The sequence below is a fragment of the Agrobacterium sp. CGMCC 11546 genome (assembly GCF_013365515.1).
GTDB lineage: Bacteria > Pseudomonadota > Alphaproteobacteria > Rhizobiales > Rhizobiaceae > Agrobacterium > Agrobacterium fabrum.
Map to the genome: position 1 here is coordinate 1470741 of NZ_CP047388.1, position 19832 is coordinate 1490572.

Annotated in this window: 18 protein-coding genes and 1 riboswitch; of the genes, 7 read left to right on the forward strand and 11 right to left on the reverse strand. The window is 60.4% G+C overall.

The genetic code is table 11. From position 1 onward, the window contains the following. Positions 1 to 39 precede the first annotated feature (39 nt). The 4 genes from GSF67_RS21370 to GSF67_RS21385 form a co-directional block, all read right to left on the reverse strand. A complete protein-coding gene (locus GSF67_RS21370; protein WP_035216267.1) occupies positions 40 to 1650 on the reverse strand; it encodes an ABC transporter substrate-binding protein in 1611 nt (536 codons plus the stop codon). Between the two features lie 93 nt (positions 1651 to 1743). Next, complete coding sequence (locus GSF67_RS21375) at positions 1744 to 2457, reverse strand: HAD-IA family hydrolase (protein ID WP_006315117.1); 714 nt, start codon at positions 2455 to 2457, stop codon at positions 1744 to 1746. A gap of 257 nt (positions 2458 to 2714) precedes the next feature. Further along, the gene (locus tag GSF67_RS21380) at positions 2715 to 4088 is read right to left on the reverse strand and encodes an aspartate aminotransferase family protein (protein ID WP_006315122.1); all 1374 of its coding nucleotides are present in this window, start codon (positions 4086 to 4088) and stop codon (positions 2715 to 2717) included. Positions 4089 to 4102: 14 nt separating this feature from the next. Next, entirely contained in the window at positions 4103 to 4939 is an 837-nt protein-coding gene (locus tag GSF67_RS21385; RefSeq protein WP_006315124.1) for a GNAT family N-acetyltransferase, read from the reverse strand. 324 nt (positions 4940 to 5263) lie between these two features. On the opposite strand from GSF67_RS21385, the gene GSF67_RS21390 reads away from it, so the two are divergent. Both GSF67_RS21390 and GSF67_RS21395 read left to right on the forward strand, forming a co-directional pair. Then, positions 5264 to 5932: a haloacid dehalogenase type II gene (locus GSF67_RS21390; RefSeq protein WP_006315126.1), complete on the forward strand. Its 669-nt coding sequence runs from the start codon at positions 5264 to 5266 to the stop codon at positions 5930 to 5932. A 15-nt stretch (positions 5933 to 5947) separates the two neighbouring features. Further along, positions 5948 to 7222 carry an FAD-binding oxidoreductase gene (locus GSF67_RS21395; RefSeq protein WP_006315128.1) on the forward strand — a complete coding sequence of 425 codons (1275 nt, stop codon included), beginning with the start codon at positions 5948 to 5950 and terminating at the stop codon, positions 7220 to 7222. Between the two features lie 93 nt (positions 7223 to 7315). Here the strand turns inward: GSF67_RS21395 and GSF67_RS21400 are convergent, their stop codons facing one another. The 6 genes from GSF67_RS21400 to argE all read right to left on the reverse strand — a co-directional run bounded on the left by GSF67_RS21400 (position 7316) and on the right by argE (position 13950). Beyond that, a complete protein-coding gene (locus GSF67_RS21400; RefSeq protein ID WP_006315130.1) occupies positions 7316 to 8773 on the reverse strand; it encodes an NAD-dependent succinate-semialdehyde dehydrogenase in 1458 nt (485 codons plus the stop codon). A gap of 15 nt (positions 8774 to 8788) precedes the next feature. Beyond that, on the reverse strand, positions 8789 to 9832 hold the full coding sequence (locus GSF67_RS21405) for a tartrate dehydrogenase (protein ID WP_006315132.1): 1044 nt from the start codon (positions 9830 to 9832) through the stop codon (positions 8789 to 8791). Between the two features lie 13 nt (positions 9833 to 9845). Continuing rightward, on the reverse strand, positions 9846 to 11309 hold the full coding sequence (locus GSF67_RS21410) for an aldehyde dehydrogenase (protein WP_006315134.1): 1464 nt from the start codon (positions 11307 to 11309) through the stop codon (positions 9846 to 9848). A 189-nt stretch (positions 11310 to 11498) separates the two neighbouring features. Further along, positions 11499 to 11855 carry a cupin domain-containing protein gene (locus tag GSF67_RS21415; protein WP_006315137.1) on the reverse strand — a complete coding sequence of 119 codons (357 nt, stop codon included), beginning with the start codon at positions 11853 to 11855 and terminating at the stop codon, positions 11499 to 11501. Between the two features lie 24 nt (positions 11856 to 11879). Beyond that, positions 11880 to 12803, reverse strand: a complete 924-nt coding sequence (locus tag GSF67_RS21420; RefSeq protein WP_006315138.1) for a glyoxylate/hydroxypyruvate reductase A — start codon at positions 12801 to 12803, stop codon at positions 11880 to 11882. A gap of 22 nt (positions 12804 to 12825) precedes the next feature. Next, positions 12826 to 13950, reverse strand: coding sequence for an acetylornithine deacetylase (gene argE, locus GSF67_RS21425; protein ID WP_176072082.1), 1125 nt, complete (start codon positions 13948 to 13950; stop codon positions 12826 to 12828). A gap of 202 nt (positions 13951 to 14152) precedes the next feature. On the opposite strand from argE, the gene GSF67_RS21430 reads away from it, so the two are divergent. From GSF67_RS21430 to GSF67_RS21450, 5 genes are all read left to right on the forward strand, one after another. Beyond that, positions 14153 to 15031 carry a GNAT family N-acetyltransferase gene (locus GSF67_RS21430; protein WP_006315140.1) on the forward strand — a complete coding sequence of 293 codons (879 nt, stop codon included), beginning with the start codon at positions 14153 to 14155 and terminating at the stop codon, positions 15029 to 15031. Between the two features lie 50 nt (positions 15032 to 15081). Further along, a riboswitch (cobalamin riboswitch) is annotated at positions 15082 to 15317 on the forward strand. A 157-nt stretch (positions 15318 to 15474) separates the two neighbouring features. Beyond that, positions 15475 to 16506, forward strand: coding sequence for an ABC transporter substrate-binding protein (locus GSF67_RS21435; RefSeq protein WP_006315141.1), 1032 nt, complete (start codon positions 15475 to 15477; stop codon positions 16504 to 16506). Continuing rightward, the gene (locus GSF67_RS21440) at positions 16503 to 17531 is read left to right on the forward strand and encodes an iron ABC transporter permease (protein ID WP_006315142.1); all 1029 of its coding nucleotides are present in this window, start codon (positions 16503 to 16505) and stop codon (positions 17529 to 17531) included. The genes GSF67_RS21435 and GSF67_RS21440 overlap by 4 nt, the downstream gene beginning before the upstream one ends. Further along, complete coding sequence (locus tag GSF67_RS21445; protein WP_006315143.1) at positions 17528 to 18328, forward strand: ABC transporter ATP-binding protein; 801 nt, start codon at positions 17528 to 17530, stop codon at positions 18326 to 18328. The genes GSF67_RS21440 and GSF67_RS21445 overlap by 4 nt, the downstream gene beginning before the upstream one ends. After that, on the forward strand, positions 18325 to 18804 hold the full coding sequence (locus GSF67_RS21450; protein ID WP_006315144.1) for a pseudoazurin: 480 nt from the start codon (positions 18325 to 18327) through the stop codon (positions 18802 to 18804). Before GSF67_RS21445 ends, GSF67_RS21450 begins: the two co-directional genes overlap by 4 nt. Positions 18805 to 18980: 176 nt before the next feature. On the opposite strand, the gene GSF67_RS21455 is transcribed toward GSF67_RS21450, so the two are convergent. Further along, a complete protein-coding gene (locus GSF67_RS21455; protein WP_006315145.1) occupies positions 18981 to 19805 on the reverse strand; it encodes a class I SAM-dependent methyltransferase in 825 nt (274 codons plus the stop codon). Positions 19806 to 19832: the final 27 nt, after the last annotated feature.

A 19832-nucleotide genomic window follows, 5' to 3' on the forward strand; every position in this document is an offset into this window, starting at 1 on the left:
AAGGTCGCCGGGCACTTGAATGCCCGGCTCCATGGTCTATCAGGCTTCGAGCCAGACGTATTCCGCAAAGGCGTACCCCATCATGCCACCAAGCGGATTTGCTTCCAAACCCTTCAGCTTGGAGGAGATCGCGTCGACATTCGAAATATAGGCCGGAATGATGGTGCCAGCTTCATCGGCAATCATTCTTTCCATTTCGAAGTAGATCTGCTTGCGCTTTTCCAGGTCGAGCAGACCGCGTGCTTCAAGCATCATCTTGTCGAATTTCGGCGACTTGTACTGGCTTTCGTTCCACGGCGCGTCGGAGGCATAAAGCAGCGAGAACAGAATGTCCGGCGTCGGGCGCGGGTTGATGTTGCCGAAGTGTATCGGTGCCTTCAGCCAGTAATTGCTCCAGTAGCCATCCGATGGCACCCGTTGTACGTCGAGTTTGACGCCGATTTGTGCGGCGGAAGCCTGCATGATCATTGCCATGTCGATGGATGATCCCGCCGCATCCGATGCGATGACCGGAATGGACTGACCGATGACGCCGGCTTTTTCGAAATGGAACTTGGCCTTGTCCAGATCAAAGGCCTTCGGTTTGAGGTCCGGGTTGTAATAGGGGCTCATGGGCGGAACGGGCTGATCGTTGCCAACTTCACCGAGGCCGCGCAGCGCCGCCTTGATGATCTGCTCGCGATTGATCAGCGATTTCATGCCAGCAACGAAGTCGGTTTTGTTGCCGGGTGCCTGATCAAGCCGAATGTTGAGGTTGGTATAATTTCCGGACGTCGTCTTGGACATGACGACGCCGTCCTGTTTGTCGAGCAGGCGAAGTGCACGCGGATTGATGGCGGCAGCAAGCTGGATATCGCCGGAAAGAAGGGCGTTGACGCGTGCATTGTCGTCGGAAATCGCCATGAACTCAAAACTGTCGAGGTGCGGACCGCCGGACTTCCAGTAATTTGCATTCTTTGCCATGACGGAGCGAACGCCGGGCTCGAATTTCTCGAGCTTGAACGCACCGGTGCCATTGCCTTTGGAGAAGTCCGTGGCGCCATCGGCAACGATCATGAAGTGATGCAGCGCGAGGATGGATGGCAGGTCGGCGTTCGGGTTCGCCAGCGTAATTTCGACGGTGTTTTTGTCGACCGCTTTGAAACCGGTCATTTGAGCCGCGATCTTGGCGACCTTGGAACCGACAGCGGGATCGAGGTGACGCTTAAGCGAATAGACCACGTCATCGGCCGTCAAAGACTTGCCGTCATGGAAGGTGACGCCGGAACGCAATTTGACCGTCCACGTTTTGGCATCCTTCGTTTCGATGGATTCGGCGAGCTCCATCTGTGGTGTGCCGGAAACGTCGAGAAAGGTAAGCCGGTTATAAAGGGCGCAGCAACGGACATAATCTGTCGAAAGCGAGGCCTTTGCGGGGTCGAGCGTATCGGCGGTGGAGGAGGACCATCCGGCCGCCTTTAACGAGCCACCGGAAACCGGTGTCGCCGCCACGGCCTTCGAGGCGCGACCGAGGATGGCCGATCCGGCAGAAAGCGCCACACCACCGGCCAGCATCATGTGAAGCAGCTCTCGCCGCGTCGCGCCGCGACGGATAGCCTGTTCAACGGCGGCGTCGTCAGAGCGGGTCCAATTTGTAATCCTGTCACTCATGGTCTTCCCCTTTTGTATGATTTGTTGAAATGCGTCGGCAGAAATGTCCGGCATGCCGCATCCCAGTTCGCGGCAAGCCATGGGAGGAGCGCTTCAGCCGCCCGTTTGCCTGACGGCCCCGGCAAGATCGGCCATCGAGGTGAAGTGGTAGTCCGGCTCGGTAAAGTTTTCCGGCTCGATCGTGCCGCCATATCCCTTCTGGGCGTGGCGGCGCTCGATCCAGCAATTGGTCATTCCGAGCTGCCGGGATATGCCGATATCGTGGTACTGGCTTTGCGCGACGTGCAGAATGTCATCCTTCGATGCACCCTCGCTTTCCACGAAGGCAAACACCTTTTCGAAGAAGGCCGGGTCCGGCTTTTCCGTGCCGGTATCATCGGCGGTGAAGGCGGCATGAAAGGGATTGCCAAGCTCTTTCGAGAAATATTCGAAAGCCCAGCGCTGGGCGTTGGTCATGGCGATCAGGCGGTGAGTCTTTGCAAGTTCGGCCATGGCGGCGCGGCTGTCCGCAAAGCCTTTCCAGCTTTTTGCCGCATCACGCAGGCGCTCGCTGAGCGCGCGTTCCCCCGGCAGGCCAAGTTCAGGAGCGATGATCAGGTAAACGCGGACGAGATCGTCCGGAAACAGATCAGTCGCATCGGAATAACGGGCCGCGCGGTAGAGCGCGAGTGCTTTTTCACCGTCGACCTCCACGCCGTGTTCCGTGCCGATCTCAGCAAGCGTCGCTTTCAGACCACCTTCGAAATCGATGAGTGTTCCCACCACGTCGAAGCTCATATATTTGAAGTCGCTCAGGTTTTTGGGCAATGTCGGTCTCCGCTTCGCCGCTTTGGCCTCTTGGGGGAGCCTGCGGCAGATTATTCTGTTCCCGGACGGGATCCTTGTCCCGTTCCCATTTGTGACTACGCCCTTTTTTATGGCGTTTAGTGCCGTTTGCATTGATAGTTTGGCACTTCCAGCACGTTGGATACGCCGAAATGGATCGGCTGTTCGGCAGAATATTGCGAATATGCGGTGCGTTGCGACATTTCGAGAGGGTGCCGCAACGCCGCCCGTTTTTTCTCTCAGGCCATGGCCGCCCGCACCGCCGGGTCCTCGAGCGTCTGATCGAGCGTCTTCAGCGTCCGCTCGACGATGGCGTCGATTTCGCCATCGGTGCAGCAGAGCGGCGGCGCATAACCGAGGATGCCGTTTGCGAAGGCGCGTACGATGAGGCCGTTTTCCCAAGCGCGGTCGAAAACTTTTCGCGCGGGGGCGGCTGCGGCCGGCAAGGGCGTTTTCTTGTCCTTGTCGGTCACGAGTTCGATGGCGGCGAGCATGCCCCGGCCGCGCACATCACCCACCAGCGGGTGGCTTCTCAATCCTTCAAGGCCGGCCATCAGCCGTTGACCGGCACGACGGCCGTTCTCCAGCAGTCCGCCTTCATAAAGTTTCAGAACTTCAAGGCCGACAGCGGCGCTGACGGGGTGGGCGGAATAGGTATATCCGTGCCCGATGGCGGCCTCGCCGGCGAAGTCGGCTATTGTATCATAAACACGGTCGGCCATGAAGACGGCGCCCATCGGCACATAACCTGACGTGAGGCCTTTTGCGGCCGTGATGAAATCAGGCACGATGTCCTCGTCGGCGCAGGCAAAGAGCGGTCCCGTGCGGCCGAAGCCGGTGATGACTTCATCGGCCACGAAGAGAATGCCATAGGAACTGCAGAGCTCGCGCATGGCCTTGATCCAGCCCGGCGGTGGCACCAGAACGCCGCCCGAGCCCTGGATGGGTTCGGCGTAAAAGGCGGCGACGCGGTCCGGGCCGATGGCCTCGATCTTGTCCTTCAGAATTTGCAGCGAGGACGCGATGATGGCGGCCGGATCGCTGCCGGCCGGATTGCGATAGGCATAATGCGACGGAATTTTATGCTGCCAGTCGTAGGGCACGCCGAAACCCGCATGGAAAGCCGGTAGCGCAGTGAGGCCGGAGCCGGCGGTGGTGGAGCCGTGATACCCCTGTTCGATGGAAATGAACTGGTCGCGCTGCGGCTGGCCTTTCGCATGCCAGTAATACCGGATGAACCGGATGGTGCTGTCCACCGCATCGGAACCGCCAAGCGTGAAATAGACGTGATTGAGATCACCCGGCGCGCGGTCGGCAAGTTCCGAGGCTAGCCGGATCGCCGGTTCGCTGCCAATGTCGAAATAGGCGGTGGCATAGGGCAATTCACGCATCTGCTTTGCCGCGGCTTCGACGATGCTGTCGTGCCCGTAACCGGCATTGACGCACCAGAGGCCGGCAAAACCGTCGATCAGCTGATGGCCGGTGATGTCTGTTACGGTGGCGCCGCTTGCCGATTTCAGCACTCGTACGCCAAGTTTTTCATGGCCGCGGAAGGAGGAGACGGGGTGCACCAGATGGGCGCGGTCCAGTTCGATCAGTGAATTGCTTAACATGGGTCTCTCCGGATTCAGCCGAGTGCCTGGCTGGTCAATGCGAATGTCTTGAATTTTGTGTCGGCTGCGATGTCGGCTTTCGGCCGGCGCATGGCGATGCCGCCGCCGACATGGGCAAGGCCGCGTTCTGCAAGCCAGGGGGCAAGGCCTGCATCCACTGTCGTGTCCACGCGCAGGAATTCACCGGCGCGTTCGGACATTACGAATGCAATCAAATCTTTCGCGATTTCAACGTCTTCCGCCACGACAGGACCGATGACTTCACCACGTCCGAAGGCGCGCAGGGCCGCAAAACCCTTGATGACGCCCTGTTTCTCCACAAGTGCAAAACGGGCGCGTTCTGCAAGCACGGCGAATAGATTGCCTCGATCTGCGCCGAAGGCCTGGGCATCAAGCGCCGCAAGTTCGGCTGGCTCGACCTTATCCGTCCATGCGACGCCAGCCGGCTTTTCGGTGGCGAGCGGAACGGCCTGATATTGAAGCACCTGGCCGCAGGCGACAAAGCCCATTTTTTCGTAAAGCGGCAGGCCGTCAGACGTCGCCGTCAAACGGCATTCACGATTTTCTGCGGCTGCCATCGCCGCCTGCATCAGCTGACGACCAACGCCGCGGCCTCGCATGGCCTCATCAACGATCACCATATTCACCGTGGCGCAACTGTCGCCGAGAAGGCTCGCCATGGCGGTCCCGACGACGCGCCCGTTATCGAGCGCGACGAAACCCTTGCTGATGGAAAGGGCCAGCGCCCAGTCGTCCTTCCGGTGCGGCCACCCTGCCTGGCGGGATAACTCAACCGCTGCGTCGAGATGGTCAGGTTGAAACGCCTGGATATCGATGAGGTTCGCCTGCATGCTGGAACTCCGTTTATTCTTGTCATTCATTGATAGACTGATGCGGGAAGAAGATTGTCCCGACAAATGGGAAGGTTCGATATGTTTCGCTGTTGCTTTTATCCGCCGCCGCATCTTATGCCGCCGCTTGTCGGCATCGGGCGGTGAACCCGGGGCGGGCCATGGGCTTTCGGTTAGCCTCAACGCAACTCTCTGCCAAACTGGCAGTCGCATACGCAACAATCTGCTTCCGTGAGCAGCAATTGCGGTGCGCCGATCGGACAAAGGCCTCTATGATCTCATTATTGCAGCCACCACCAATCCCCAAGCAAGGATGACGACGAGATGACCATCTTCCGCCCCAAATACATCACTTTCGATTGCCACGGCACGCTCATTCATTTCCAGATGGCAGAGGCTGCCCGCGATCTCTACGGTGATCGTCTGGGAGAAGCGGAGATGGAGGAATTCATCAAGAATTTTTCCGCCTATCGTCTGGATGAGGTCATGCATGACTGGAAGCCTTACGCAGACGTCGTTCACAATGCTCTGTCGCGCACCTGCAAGCGCAATGGTGTTGCTTTCAAGGACGAGGATGCGGCAATGGTCTACGAGCGGGTTCCGACCTGGGGGCCGCATGCGGACGTTCCGGCGGGTCTGTCAAAGGTCGCCAAGGAGATTCCGCTGGTTATTCTGTCCAACGCCATGAACGCGCAGATCATGTCGAATGTCGCAAAACTCGGCGCACCGTTCCATGCCGTCTATACGGCCGAACAGGCACAGGCCTACAAACCGCATTTCAAGGCTTTCGAATATCTGTTCGACATGCTCGGTTGCAGCCCGGAGGAAATCCTGCACGTGTCGTCCTCCTTCCGTTACGATCTGATGTCGGCGCATGATCTTGGCATCAAGAACAAGGTCTGGGTCAACCGCGGCCATGAGCCGGCAAACCCCTATTATGGTTACACGGAGATTTCGGATATTTCCGGTCTTGCGGGCGTTGTCGGACTGTAAGAAAGGGACTGGATCATGAAGCTCGTCTCCTATTGGCACGACACGGCGCCCCTGTTTGCGGGGGCGGCGCAAGGTCCTGTCGAAGGCCACTATGATGTGGCCGTCATCGGTGGCGGCTTCACGGGTCTCGGTGCCGCGCGCCAGCTTGCGAAAGCCGGTGCGCGTGTCGTCGTTCTGGAAGGGCAGCGTGTCGGCTGGGGTGCCTCTGGCCGTAATGGCGGCCATCTCAATAATGGCCTTGCCCATTCCTATCTTTCCGCCAAGGCCGAACTCGGCAAGGAACGCGCCATCGCTCTATACCAGGCGCTGGATGCTTCCATCGATACGCTGGAAAGCCTTATTGCGGAGGAGAAGATCGACTGCAATTTCCGCCGGGCGGGCAAGCTTAAAATGGCGTCGAAACCACAGCATTTCGAAGGACTTGCCAGGAATTTCGAAGCAGTTCACGCCGAGGTGGATCCCGATACGGCGCTTTTGTCCGAGGCAGATCTGAAGGCGGAAATCGGCTCGCCTTTTTACGGCGCGATGCTCTCTAAGAAAAGCGCCATGATGCATATGGGCCGTTATGTCGCCGGCCTTGCCGAAGCCGCCAGCCGGCATGGCGCGGTGATTTTCGAAAACGCTGCGGTGACGAAGCATACCCAGAACGGCAAGCTCCATGATCTGGAAACCACACGCGGCAAGGTGACGGCCGATAATGTGCTGGTGGCAACCGGCGCCTATACGCCGTCCGGATTCAGCTATTTCCGCCGCCGCATCATCGCCGTTGGCAGCTTCATCATCGCCACGCGGCCGCTGACGGACGCCGAGATCAAGGCATCGGTTCCGGGCAACCGTACCTATGTCAACTCCATGAATATCGGCAATTATTTCCGGCTTTCGCCGGATAACCGGCTGATCTTCGGTGGCCGTGCGCGCTTTTCTGCGACATCAGATCAACGTTCGGATGCCAAGAGCGGCGCGATCCTGACGGAAAGCCTGCACCGCATCTTCCCGCAGCTTGCGCATGTGCCGATCGATTATTGCTGGGGCGGGCTGGTCGATATGACCAAGGACCGTTACCCGCGCGCCGGTTTCCATGACGGCGTCTGGTACGCCATGGGTTATTCCGGCCACGGCGCGCAGCTTTCCACCCATCTCGGCATGATCATGGCCGACACCATCATGGGACGGCCGGATACCAACCCTCTGAAGGGGCTGGACTGGCCGGCAGTGCCGGGCCATTTTGGCAAGCCCTGGTTCCTGCCTCTGGTGGGCCTTTATTACAAGATGCTCGACAAGTATCAGTAATTCAAAGCGGCCTCCGGGCCGCTTTTTTTGTTGCGTCGGCACAAAAAGAAGGGCCGCAGAGCGGCCCTTTAGGCGGGGAGAAAGAAACAGGCGTCAGGCAAGTCCGCCGATGTGGAACGTCTTCGTTTCCAGATATTCCTCGATGCCGACCTGCGCTCCTTCGCGGCCTAGACCGGATTGCTTGACGCCGCCGAAGGGAGCGACCTCCGTGGAGATCGCACCGGTGTTGAGGCCGACCATGCCGAATTCCAGCGCTTCACCGACGCGCCAGGCGCGCTTGAGGCTCTCGGTGTAGAAATAGGCGGCAAGGCCGAAGGGCGTGCCATTGGCGATGGCGAGCGCCTCCTCCTCCGTCTCGAAGCGGAAGAGCGGCGCGACGGGCCCGAAGGTTTCTTCGCTAGCCAGCTGCATTGCCGTCGTCGCGCCCGTCAGCACCACGGGTGCGGTATATTGCGGGCCTTCCGGCAGATCGCGCGGCTTGGTGATGATCGTTGCACCCTTGGCAACGGCGTCATCGATATGGGCGCGGATTTTCGTAATGGCGGGTTTGTTGATCATCGGGCCGATGGAGACGCCCGCTTCCGTTCCTGGACCGACCCGCATGGCGTCGACGCGATCCGCCAGCTTTTTCGCAAAGGCGTCGTAAACGCTCGACTGCACGAGAATGCGGTTGGCGCAGACGCAGGTCTGGCCGCCATTGCGGAATTTCGAAACGATCGCGCCTTCGATGGCGAGATCGAGATCGGCATCATCAAAAACGATGAAGGGCGCATTGCCGCCGAGTTCCAGCGACAGCCGCTTGACGCTATCGGCAGCACCCCGCATCAGAAGCGAGCCGACGCGGGTGGAGCCGGTGAAGGAAATTTTCCGCACCGTCTCGTTGGCCATGATTTCATTGCCGATTTCAGTCGGCATGCCGGTGACGATGTTGATGACGCCGGCGGGAATACCCGCCCGTTCGGCAAGCACGCCAAGCGCCAGCGCCGAATAGGGCGTGAATTCCGAAGGCTTGATGACGACGGTGCAGCCGGTGGCGAGCGCCGGCGCGACCTTGCGGGTAATCATCGCATTCGGGAAGTTCCACGGCGTGATGATGCCGCAGACGCCGACCGGCTCCTTCAGCACCACGATCCGCCGGTCCGGCGTCGGTGAGGGGATGGTGCCGCCGCCGATGCGCCGGGCCTCTTCCGCAAACCATTTGACGAAGGACGCACCGTAGCGGATTTCGCCCTTGGCTTCGTCAAGCGGCTTGCCCTGTTCGAGGGTCAGGATCAGGCCGAGATCATCGATGTTCTCGATCATCAGCGCAAACCATTTTTCCAGAAGGGCGGCGCGCTCCGCATGGGTCTTTTTCTTCCATGGACCGAAGGCGGCGTTAGCCGCCTCGATTGCCGCGCGGGTTTCCGCGCCGCCCATATCAGGCACGGTGCCGATAACCGCCTGTGTCGCCGGATCGATGACATCCACCACCTTGCCAGATGCCGCCGCTTTCCATGCGCCGCCGATCAAACCGGTCTGGCGAAAGAGTTCCTTGTCCTTCAAGCCCTGCATCATAATTCTCCGAAATCAGGCGAGTGCCGCGAGAACCGCGGCGGTGATGGTGTCAGTCTTGTCCTTGCCGGGCACGGTGCCGATGCCGCGGCCGGTCGCCGTTTCCAGCGCCGCCATGATTTTCGCGGCTGCATCCTTTTCGCCGAGATGCTCGAACATCATCGCGCCGGACCAGATGGCGGCGATCGGGTTGGCGATGCCGAGATGGGCGATGTCAGGTGCCGAGCCGTGCACCGGCTCGAACATCGAGGGGGCGCTGCGGTCGGGATTGATATTGGCGGAAGCGGCAAAACCGAGGCCGCCCTGAATGGCGGCGCCGAGATCGGTCAGAATATCGCCGAAGAGGTTGGAAGCAACGACGACATCGAGGCTTTCCGGCGCCATCACCATACGTGCCGCCATGGCGTCGATGTGATAGCTTGAGACCTCCACGTCAGGATATTCCGCCGCGAGCTTGTGGGTCACTTCGTCCCAGAACACCATCGAATATTTCTGAGCATTGGATTTGGTGATGGAGGCGAGCTTGCCGCGACGTTTTTGCGCCTGTTCGAAACCGAAGCGCAAGATCCGCTCCACGCCCTTGCGGGTGAAGATCGAGGTTTCGACGGCCACCTCGTCCTCCGTGCCTTGATGCACGCGGCCGCCGGCGCCGGAATATTCGCCCTCCGTATTTTCGCGAATGCAGAGAATATCGAAGCCATCGGCCTTCAAGGGCCCTTGTACGCCTGATAGTAGCCGGTGCGGGCGGATATTGGCATATTGCACGAAAGCCTTGCGGATCGGCAGCAGCAGACCGTGCAGCGACACCGAGTCAGGCACCTCCGCCGGCCAGCCGACCGCGCCGAGCATGATGGCGTCGAATCCACGCAGCGTTTCGATGCCGTCCTTCGGCATCATCGCCCCGGTTTCCTTGTAGAAGGCGCAGGACCAGGTGAATTCGGTTCCTTCGAGCGCAAAACCGGAGGTTTTGGCGACGGCATTGAGGACCTGCCACGCCGCGTCCGTCACGCTTTGGCCGATGCCGTCCCCGGGGATGAGTGCGATGCGATGCGTTTTCAAGAGAATTCCCCTGTTACAGTCCGATGAGGACGCTTTTGCTCTTGCGGTTGGCGAGATAGGCGTCCCGTCCCAGATCCTTGCCAATGCCGGAACGCTTGTAACCGCCGGTCGGCAGGATGTGGTCGCGCGAACGCCCGTAACGATTGACCCAGATCGTTCCCGCCTGGATGGCGCGCGACAGGCGTAGGACACGCGAGACGTCCCGGCTGAAAAGACCCGCCGCCAGACCGTATGTCGGATGATCGGCAAGCGCCAGAGCCTCTTCTTCCGTGCGGAAGGTCTGTAGTGTCAGCACCGGCCCGAAGATTTCCTCGGTGACGGCGGGCGAGGTCTGGTCGACATTGGCGATCAGCGTCGGCTGGTAGAAATAACCGGGACCATCCATGATTGCGCCACCCGTCAGGCATTCGCCGCCATGGGCGACGGCTGCCTGCACGATACCGTCTATACGCTGGCGCTGCACTTCGGAGATGATCGGCGAATATTGGGTGGCCTCGTCCCAGGTCGGGCCGGGCTTTACCGTCTTCATGCGGGCGATGATCGCGGCGGAGAGGGCGTCGGTCGCACTTTCCTCAACGATGATGCGCGAGCCGGCGACGCAGGCCTGTCCGGCATTTGAGAGAATATTGCCGGCGATTGCCGCTGCCGCCTTTTCGATATCGGCATCGGCAAAGACCAGTTGCGGGCTTTTGCCACCCAATTCCAGCGTCATGGGCTTGATGCCGGTGCGGGCGACATTGGCCATGATGGCCGCGCCTGCCGCGGTCGAGCCGGTGAAGCTGACCTTGGAGATTTCGGGGTGGCCGGTGATGGCGTTGCCCGTCACGGGTCCGTCGCCCAGCACGATGTTGATGAGGCCGGCGGGCAGACCGGCCTTGATGGCCAGCTCAGCCATGAAAATGCTGGAAAAAGGCGTCATTTCCGATGGTTTCAGCACCACGGCATTACCGGCCGCGAGCGCCGGGCCGAGTTTCCAGCCGGCCATCGAGACGGGGAAATTCCACGGTGTAATCGCGCCGACTACGCCATAGGGTTCGGTCATGATCATGCCGAGGCTGGCATCGTCGGTTGGCACGAGATCGCCGCCTTCCTTGTCGGCGAATTCGGCGAAGAAACGGATCTGTTCGGCGGTCACGGCGATATCGCCGGCGATCAGCTGGCCGACGGGCCGCGTGGAGGACAGGGCCTCGATTTTCGCCAGCGTCTCAGCCTCTTGTTCGATCAGGTCGGCCCAACGCTGCAGGACCTTCGTGCGTTCGCGCGGGCGCACGCCGCCCCAGTTGCTGCTTTTCAGTGCGACCTTGGCGGTCTGCACCGCTTCATCGACGAGTGCGGCATCCGCCCTCGGGCAGCCGGCATATTCGATGCCGTCCGAGGGGCGGTGCATGTCGATGCCGTTTTGAGCCGGGATCAGCCGGCCGCCGATGAAATGGCCGATCGGCAAGGACAGGCTGTCTGGATCGAAGCTGAGTGTCATGGGAAACCCTCTGTGGACATGCCTCAAACCTAGGCCCTGATGGCAAGCAGCATCGACCGACTGCGGCGGGGGCGGTGAACGAAAATCCTGTTTTGCCGCCGGCGGACAGCGCAATCTTCGGTGCGTGTGTCCGCCGGCATTTCCCCGACACAAACCTTCAAGGGCGATGCCGAAATGCGGGGTGTCAGCTCATCCGTTCACGGTGACGTAGATCTTGCGCACGGTCTCGATGGTCTTCCACACACCGACGAAACCCGGCTTCATGACGAAGCTGTCGCCCGCCGTATAACGAACCGTTTCTCCGCCTTCGGGGGTGATTTCGATCACACCTGAAACGATGTGGCAGAACTCGAAGGTCTCACCTTTGATAGACCGGTTTGCGCCAGGCGTTGCTTCAAAAATGCCCGTTTTTACGGTGCCGTCACGGGCCTCGTCCAGCGCCCAGGTCTTGTAGGAGGGATCACCTTCGACGAGGCGTTCCGGCATGGTCTTGGTTTTCTTGGGCTCGAAGGTGGGATTGGTATCGATGGTCTTGAGAAGCGACATGGTGGTCCTTTCCTGGAACGGGGGTTAATATCCACGGCTGCGATCGACGAGGCCAAGTGGCTCGAGACCGGACTGGTATCGTTTGATGTTCTCGACAACGGTGCGCGCTGCCGAATGCGGCTGGGTGACGCTGGCAACATGCGGTGTTAGCAGAATTTTCGGATGTGCCCAGAAACGATGGTCTTCCGGCAGCGGTTCGGGCTCGGTGACGTCGAGCACCGCGCCGGAAAGCCTGCCGCTATCCAGCGCGTCGATGAGGGCATCGTGATCGAGCTGCCTGCCGCGTCCGGCGTGGACCAGCCCCGCGCCCTGAGGAAGCATCCCCAGACGTTCGCTGTTCAAAAGACCCGTGGTTTCCTCCGTCAGCGGCAGCAGGCAGACGAGAATATCGCTCGTCGTGAGGGTCGTCGCCAATCCGGCCTCGCCATGATGGCAGGTCACGCCATCGATCTCGCGCGGTGAGCGGCTCCAGCCGGACAGCGGAAAACCGAAGGGTTTCAGCCGTTCCAGCGCCGCAACGCCCAGCATGCCAAGGCCGAGAACGCCCACCCGGCATTCTTCCGCCTGGCGCTGGGGCAGGGCCTTCCACAGGCCTTGACGCTGCTGGCCCAAATAGGCGGGCAAATTGCGGTGAAGCGCCAGCACGCCGAGGCTGACATATTCCTGCATCATGCGGATGATGCCCTCATCCACCATGCGCACGACCTTCACATGGGGAGGGACTGCGTCGATGTGAAACTGGTCGACACCGGCGCCGATCGAGAACAGGATTTCGAGATTGCGGTAGCGGCCTATATCCTCGGGCACCGTCCAGCTGATGAGGTATCGAACAGTATCCGGATCGACGCTCGCGGCATCCATCGAAAAGGGCAGGTCCGGCAGGTCGCGGGCCAGTGCCTGCCGGAAAATCTCGCCGCGCTTGGCGTCGGAATTGAAAAAAAACGTCATCTGAAATCCGTGTTCCGAAGGTTCAAGCCGTGCAGCGGTTTGCCAGTGTTTCCAGCATGGACTGGCAGGCCGACAGTTCGCCGGTGGTGATATATTCATCCGGCTTGTGGGCGCGGCCGATGTCGCCCGGGCCGCAGATGATGGCGTCGATGCCGGTCGCCTGGAAAAGCCCGGCCTCCGTGCCGTAGCTGACGGCGGGAATGCAGGGCGCGCCGGTCAAGTCTTCCAGAAGCTTTGCAAGCGGCGCATCGCCGGCAAGGGACAATGCGGGATAGTCGCTCATCGGCGTCCATTCGATATCGATGCCCTCAGCGGCAAGCGCCTCCACACCATCTCGCACCGGCTGAAGCAGCGTAAGTGGTGAAACGCCGGCAATCGCCCGCGTTTCCAGCTCGATGGCGCAATAATCGGGGATGATGTTGAGCGCCTGTCCGCCCCTCACCGTGCCGATCTGCAGGGAGGAATAGGGCGGCTCGAAGGTCGTTTCGAAGGGCCCCTGCGTCAGTGCCTGCGCCGTTTCGACCGCCTTTGCCATGATGCCGGTCATCAGGTGGATGGCGTTGACGCCCTGATCGGGCCGCGACGAATGGCCGGAGCGGCCACGAATGGTGATGCGCGCGGCGGCCTTGCCCTTGTGGGCACGCACGGCGCGCAGATTACTCGGCTCGCCGATGATTGCGCCCGCCGGTCTTGCGCATAGTTCCGGCAGTCGGGCGATCATGTGCGGCACGCCACGACACCCCGCTTCCTCGTCATAGGAAAAGGCGATGTGCACGGGCCGTTTCAGCGCCATGCGCGAAAATGCCGGTGCAGCGGCGAGAACCGTGGCGAGGAAACCCTTCATGTCGGTGGTTCCGCGCCCGTAAAGACGCTCGCCTTTGGCTCTCAGCATGAAGGGATCGGAAGACCATTCCGGCTCACCGGCGGGCACCACATCCATATGGCCGGAGAGGATGTATCCGGCGACATCAGCCGGGCCGAAACTCGCGAAGAGATTGGCGCGGTCGCCTTCAGGGCCGGCAAGCATGGACACTTTCGCACCGTGGGTTTCCAGATAATCGGCGATCCATCCGGCGATATCGCCGTTGGCGGTTCCGACGATCGATGGGAAGCCGACAAGACGCTCCAGAATTTCGATTGCGTTCATGGCTGTCTCCGTCGTTTCAACGTCGAGAGCTTAAAGTGGCTGATGGCGTTTATCTGCTGAAATGCGGGTGATTTCGGTAGATTGTTGTGTCCTTCCAGTGCTTTCGGAAAATTCGTGCTGGCAAGGCTGGTTATCTTCGGATGTCGTGGGCTGGGCTGCCGGGATCAAGGTTCCGCGCCGGAGGAAATGAGAGCCTTTTGCTATGGAGCTGCTCAAAGTCGATAGTTTCGAGTTGCGAACCGTGGATATCGCCGATGTCGAGGCCGATCATCTGCACGCGCTTTCCATGGCGGTGGGGTGGCAATATCACGCGAATGAATGGTGTTTTCTGCGGCAGTGCGGCGTCGGCCTCGCTGCCCTCGATGAGATTGATCGCGTCGTCGCAACCGCGATGCTGTTTGCCTATGATGAGGGTTTCGCAACGCTCGGCATGGTCATCGTTTCCCCACGCCTGCAGGGGCAGGGCGTTGCGCCATGGCTGGTGCGGCGGCTTTTGGCGAAGTTCCCTGTCATATCGCTCCGGATCAATGCCACGGACGAGTCGAGGCGGTTGTTTGCCCGGTTGGGGTTCACCGGAGAAACGGAAAAAGTGCATCTCTTTCGGGGAAAGGTGCAACGTCCGGCCGAGATGCCGCCCACTGGCAGAAAACAGAAAATTGAGCCGCTATCCGAAGACCATCTTGCCGATGTGGCTGACATGGACCGGGCGGCTTTCGGCGTTTCGCGCGGCAGCGTCCTGTCGCGTCTTCTCAGGGAAAAGACGGGTTACGGTCTGTTCGAAGCCGGCCGGCTTGTCGCTTTCGCCTTTCGCCGGACGGCGGGACGAGGCCATATCATCGGTCCGGTCGTTGCCATAGAGGAAATGGATGCGATCGCGCTGGTCAGGCGGCATTTTGCCGATCTGGAAGACCAGCTTGCCCGCCTCGATGCCGTACGCGACAGTGGCGCCTTTTCCGATTTTCTCGCGCAATCAGGCCTGGTAGTGATCGAAACGCTGACGACCATGTCAAAAGACGAGCCGCAGCCGATGGGGTCCGGCACGGCGAGAATTTTTGCGCTGGCGGGTCCTTCCCTGTTCTGACTTTGTGCTGAGCTGCGACACGATCGCAATTGACGCTCCGCCTCTTGCCCCTTATGTGAGAAAGCGACGGTTCCTGCAGCCGAAAGGCAAAGGGATTAATAGGGAACATGGTGCGGGCGATCTTTTTCGTCCAATGCCGTGGCTGCCCCCGCAACTGTAAGCGGATTGTCGTTCATCCCAGTGACGCTTGAAGGCGTCATGCCACTGTATTTTTCGGAATGCGGGAAGGCAGATGAGGGACGCAAATCCGTGAGCCAGGAGACCTGCCGTCAAAATGGAAACCATCGTTACGGGCGGGGAAGCCCGGAGGAGGAATTTGTAATGTTATTTCATAACATTTCGTTTGCGTCCTATAACCGTTCTCCGTACAAGACGTCCCGCTGTTGCTGCGCGTTCTGACGCCTGCTGCTCTGGAATAAGTTTTACTTTCGACTGGAGAACACATGTTTCATTCTAGACGCCTGCCGGTTCATGCCGGCTTTCTGGCCGCCGTGCTTTGGGCTTTGCCCGTTGTCGGTGCAAATGCCGCCGAAACCACCTATCCCCTGACGATCAACAACTGCGGCCAGGAGATCACCTTTAAGCAGGCACCCGCCCGTACCGTTTCCGTCGGCCAGAGCACGACCGAGGTTCTTTACCTGCTCGGCGTTGCCGACAGGGTCGTCGGCACGGCGCTGTGGATCGGTCCGGTTCTGAAGGGTTATGAGGAGGCCAATGCCAAGGTCGAACGGCTGGCCGATAATGATCCGAGCTTCGAGGCCGTTGTCGGCAAGAGGCCGGACCTCATCACGACGCAGTTCCAGTGGCAGATCGGTCCCGAGGGTGTTGTCGGCACGCCGGCGCAATTCGCCGAACTCGGTATTCCCGTCTATACCTCGCCTGCCGATTGCGTCGGCAAGGACAATTCCGGCGGCGGTGATGGCGTGCGCAATACCGGCTTCACCATGGAGCTGATCTATCAGGAAATCCGCGACCTCGCCAAAATCTTCAACGTGCAGGATCGCGGTGAAGAAGTCGTTGCCGACCTGAAGAAGCGCGAGGAAGCCGCCCGGGCCAAGATAGCCACCGCGAATGGCAAGCTTTCCGCCGTCTTCTGGTTCTCCAGCGCCGAACTGGATATCGACCCCTACGTCGCCGGCCGCAATGGCGCTCCCGGTTACATCATGTCCGCGCTCGGGCTAAAAAATGTCATCGAAAGCGACGAGGAATGGCCGACCGTCGGCTGGGAGACCATCGCCAAGGCCAATCCGACCGTGATTGTAGCAGGCAAGATGGATCGCCGCCGCTTTCCGGCAGACGATATCGCCGTCAAGCGCAAGTTCCTGGAAACCGATCCCGTGGCCAGCATCATGCCCGCCGTCAGGCAAGGCCATGTGTTCGACATGGATGCGCAAGCGATGAACCCGACCATTCGCACCATCGAAGGAATTGAAACGCTGGCCGAGGCGATTTCGGCCGCTGGCCTCGCCAAGTGAACCGTTTCTCCACCCATCTTGGCAGGGCGGGGCTGGCATTTGCAGCACTCGCCCTGCTGCTTGTCGCGCTGATGGCCGGGGCGGCCATCGGCGAGACCGCCATTCCTTTCGATGTCGTCGCAAAGACGATTGCCAACCGCGTTTTCCATGTGGGTTATCCGCTTGAGCCGCTGGATGAGGGTATTGTCTGGAGTTACCGCCTCAGCCGCGCGGTCGTTGCCGCCTGCTGCGGGGCGTCGCTGGCGCTTGCCGGGGCGGTGCTGCAATCGCTTTTGCGCAATCCCCTTGCCGATCCCTATATTCTCGGTATCTCCGCCGGTGCCTCCACCGGTGCCGTCGCGGTGGCACTTCTGGGTTTCGGCGCAGGGTTTCTGACAATGCCGGCCGGTGCGCTCATTGGCGCATTCGTCGCTTTTTCGCTGGTCAGCCTTCTGGCCGTGCGGGCAGGGCATGGTAACAGCGCCATCATTCTGGCGGGCGTTGCCGGTTCGCAATTGTTCAACGCCATGACCTCCTTCATCGTCACCAAATCCGCCAATGCCGAACAGGCGCGCGGCATCATGTTCTGGCTGCTCGGCAATCTTTCCGGCGTGCGCTGGCCGGATGTCTGGCTGGCGTTGCCGATCAGTCTTGCGGGCCTGGCCGTCTGCCTCTGGTATGCCCGGGCGCTCGATGCCTTCGCCTTTGGCGGTCAGGCGGCAGCCTCGCTCGGCATTCCGGTGCGCTGGGTCTATGCGGTGCTGATCTCCGTTTCCGCAATCATGACGGCCGCGATGGTGTCGCTGGTCGGTTCCATCGGTTTTGTCGGGCTCGTCATTCCGCATGCCGCGCGCATCTTCGTTGGTGTCCGCCATGGCATATTGTTACCGGTGACGGCGCTGACCGGCGCGGTTTTCATGATCATCGCGGATATTCTCTCGCGCATCGTCATTCCGGGCCAGGTGCTGCCGATTGGCGTCATCACTGCGCTCGTCGGCGCACCCGCCTTCGCCTTCATCCTGGGGCAGAAGAGAGGTCGGTCATGAAATTATCCGCCCACGACCTGCATTTCCATGCCGGCAATATCGATATCGTCCGCGGCGTCTCGCTTGATGTCGGTTCCGGGGAGTTTCTCGGCATCATCGGCCCAAATGGGTCCGGCAAGAGCACGCTTCTGTCCATGCTCGCCGGTATCCGCAAATCGCGCCGGGGACACGTCACGCTTGGCGAGGAGCCGCTTGGCTCATTGGGACGGCGCGACCTTGCCCGCCGGCTGGCCTTCGTGGAGCAGCAGGCCGAAACCACCGAGCGCATTACGGCACGACAGGCAGTGGAGCTTGGGCGTACGCCCTATCTCGGCCCGCTTTCCGGCTGGTCGCAGAATGACGATGCCATCGTTGATGCAGCACTTGCCAATGTCGACATGGCTGACAAGGCGGAGCGCAGCTGGCACCACCTTTCCGGTGGTGAACGGCAGCGCCTGCATATCGCCCGAGCCCTGGCGCAGGAGCCGCACATCCTGCTGCTGGATGAACCGACCAATCACCTCGATATCGGCCACCAGATCGGCCTGCTCGATCTGGTGCGCCGGCAGGGGCTGACGGTCGTGGCGGCGCTGCATGATCTCAATCATGCCGCCATGTTCTGTGACCGCGTCGCCATCCTGCATCGGGGCGAGATGATCGCGGTCGGGCCGCCGCGTGAGGTCCTGACGGCGGCAACGATCGCCGACGTCTTCGGAGTGAAATGTGCGGTCACCACGGATGAGGGCGGTTTTTCCCATATTCGTTTTCTGCCGGCCCATGGGCGGGCTGATCCAGCAAGGAAAGTACTGGCACGATGATGACATTGCCGACGCTCGTAAGCGCCGCTGCAAAGGCCAGATGGTTTTATGCCGCTGCCGCAATTGCCGTGGTAGTCGCAGGGTTTCCCCTTCATGCTTCGGCCGAGACCTTCGAGGTGAAGATGCTGAACCGGGGTGAAAAGGGCCCGATGGTGTTCGAGCCCGATTTCCTGGAGATCGGCCCTGGCGACCGCGTGCGCTTCGTGCCGACCCACAAGAGCCACAATGCCGCGACCATCGACGGCATGGTTCCCGAAGGTGTCGAAGGGTTCAAAAGCCGGATCAATGATGAGTTCGAGACCGGGTTAGAAAAACCGGGCTTTTACGGCATCAAATGCTCGCCGCATTACGGCATGGGCATGGTCATGCTGATCAAGGTGGGCGAGGCGACGTTGCCGCAAAGCTACAGGGAAGTCGAGGTGCCCGGTCGTGCCAAGACCCGGCTTGATGATCTTTTCGAGCAGGCGGGAAAATGAGTATTCTGCGGAAATCTTGATTGGCGTTCTGGATTGTCCGGGAGGTTGCTTCCGTCATGCTCGGGCCTGTCCCGAGCATCTGCAACGCGTTGATTTTGCGATACGTGATTGGATCCTCGGGACAGGCCCGAGGATGACGTCGTGTATGCGGATAGTGAAGGGGACTGTGGCTTTCCTCAGCCCTTGCCAGAAGTATCCGGCTTCACCGCACAGACCGCGTAACGATGCTGCAGCCCGCGCAGGATGCCCTTCAGCAGGCTGAAGTTTTTCGCCTGGGCGCGGTGAATGGCCTGAAGTTCCTGATCGATTGCGACAGGCTCGAAACCGGTCGCATGCAACATCGTCGCGACATCGCCTGCCCTTGCACCCTTCGAAAAATAGACCCGTGAGAGGATGCTGTTGAATGTATTTTCCGGGTCTGCCGGCTTGTGCGGCTGGTCGGCTTTGACGAGGCCGACGCTCTCCAGGCTGACGGCGAGTTTCTTCACCAGTCTTTCGCGCCAGCCGGTATTCACGAAATCGCCGTCGACGATCAGCAGTTTCCCGCCGGGTTTCAGAACACGGAACCATTCGGCAAAACTTGCCTGCGGGTCCACCAGCGTCCAGACCAGATGGCGGGTGATGATGACGTCGGCGCTTTCGTCCGGCTCCATCGTATTTTCGGCGTCGCCAACGAAAAAGCGGATGTTGCGCCCACGGCTCTTCGCCTTTTCCCGCGCAAGCCCCAGCATCGTCTCGGACCAGTCCATGCCCGTCACCTGGAAGCCGAGATCGTCCATCAGGTGCGAGATGACGCCGGTTCCGCTGGCGAGATCGAGCGCCTTGCGGCCTTCACCGCGGCCCAGATGTTTCAGGATAAGCGCGTGCCAGGCCGCGCGCTCGTCTTCGGAGAAAATTTCGTGCCCGGGTGAAAGGTCGAAAGTCGCGGCGCGGCCGGACCAATAGGCCTTTATCTCGTCTCTCAGGCTGTCGTTTTTGCCATAATGGATAGTGTCTATCATCGGTCTTCAGCTCACATACCAGTCAGT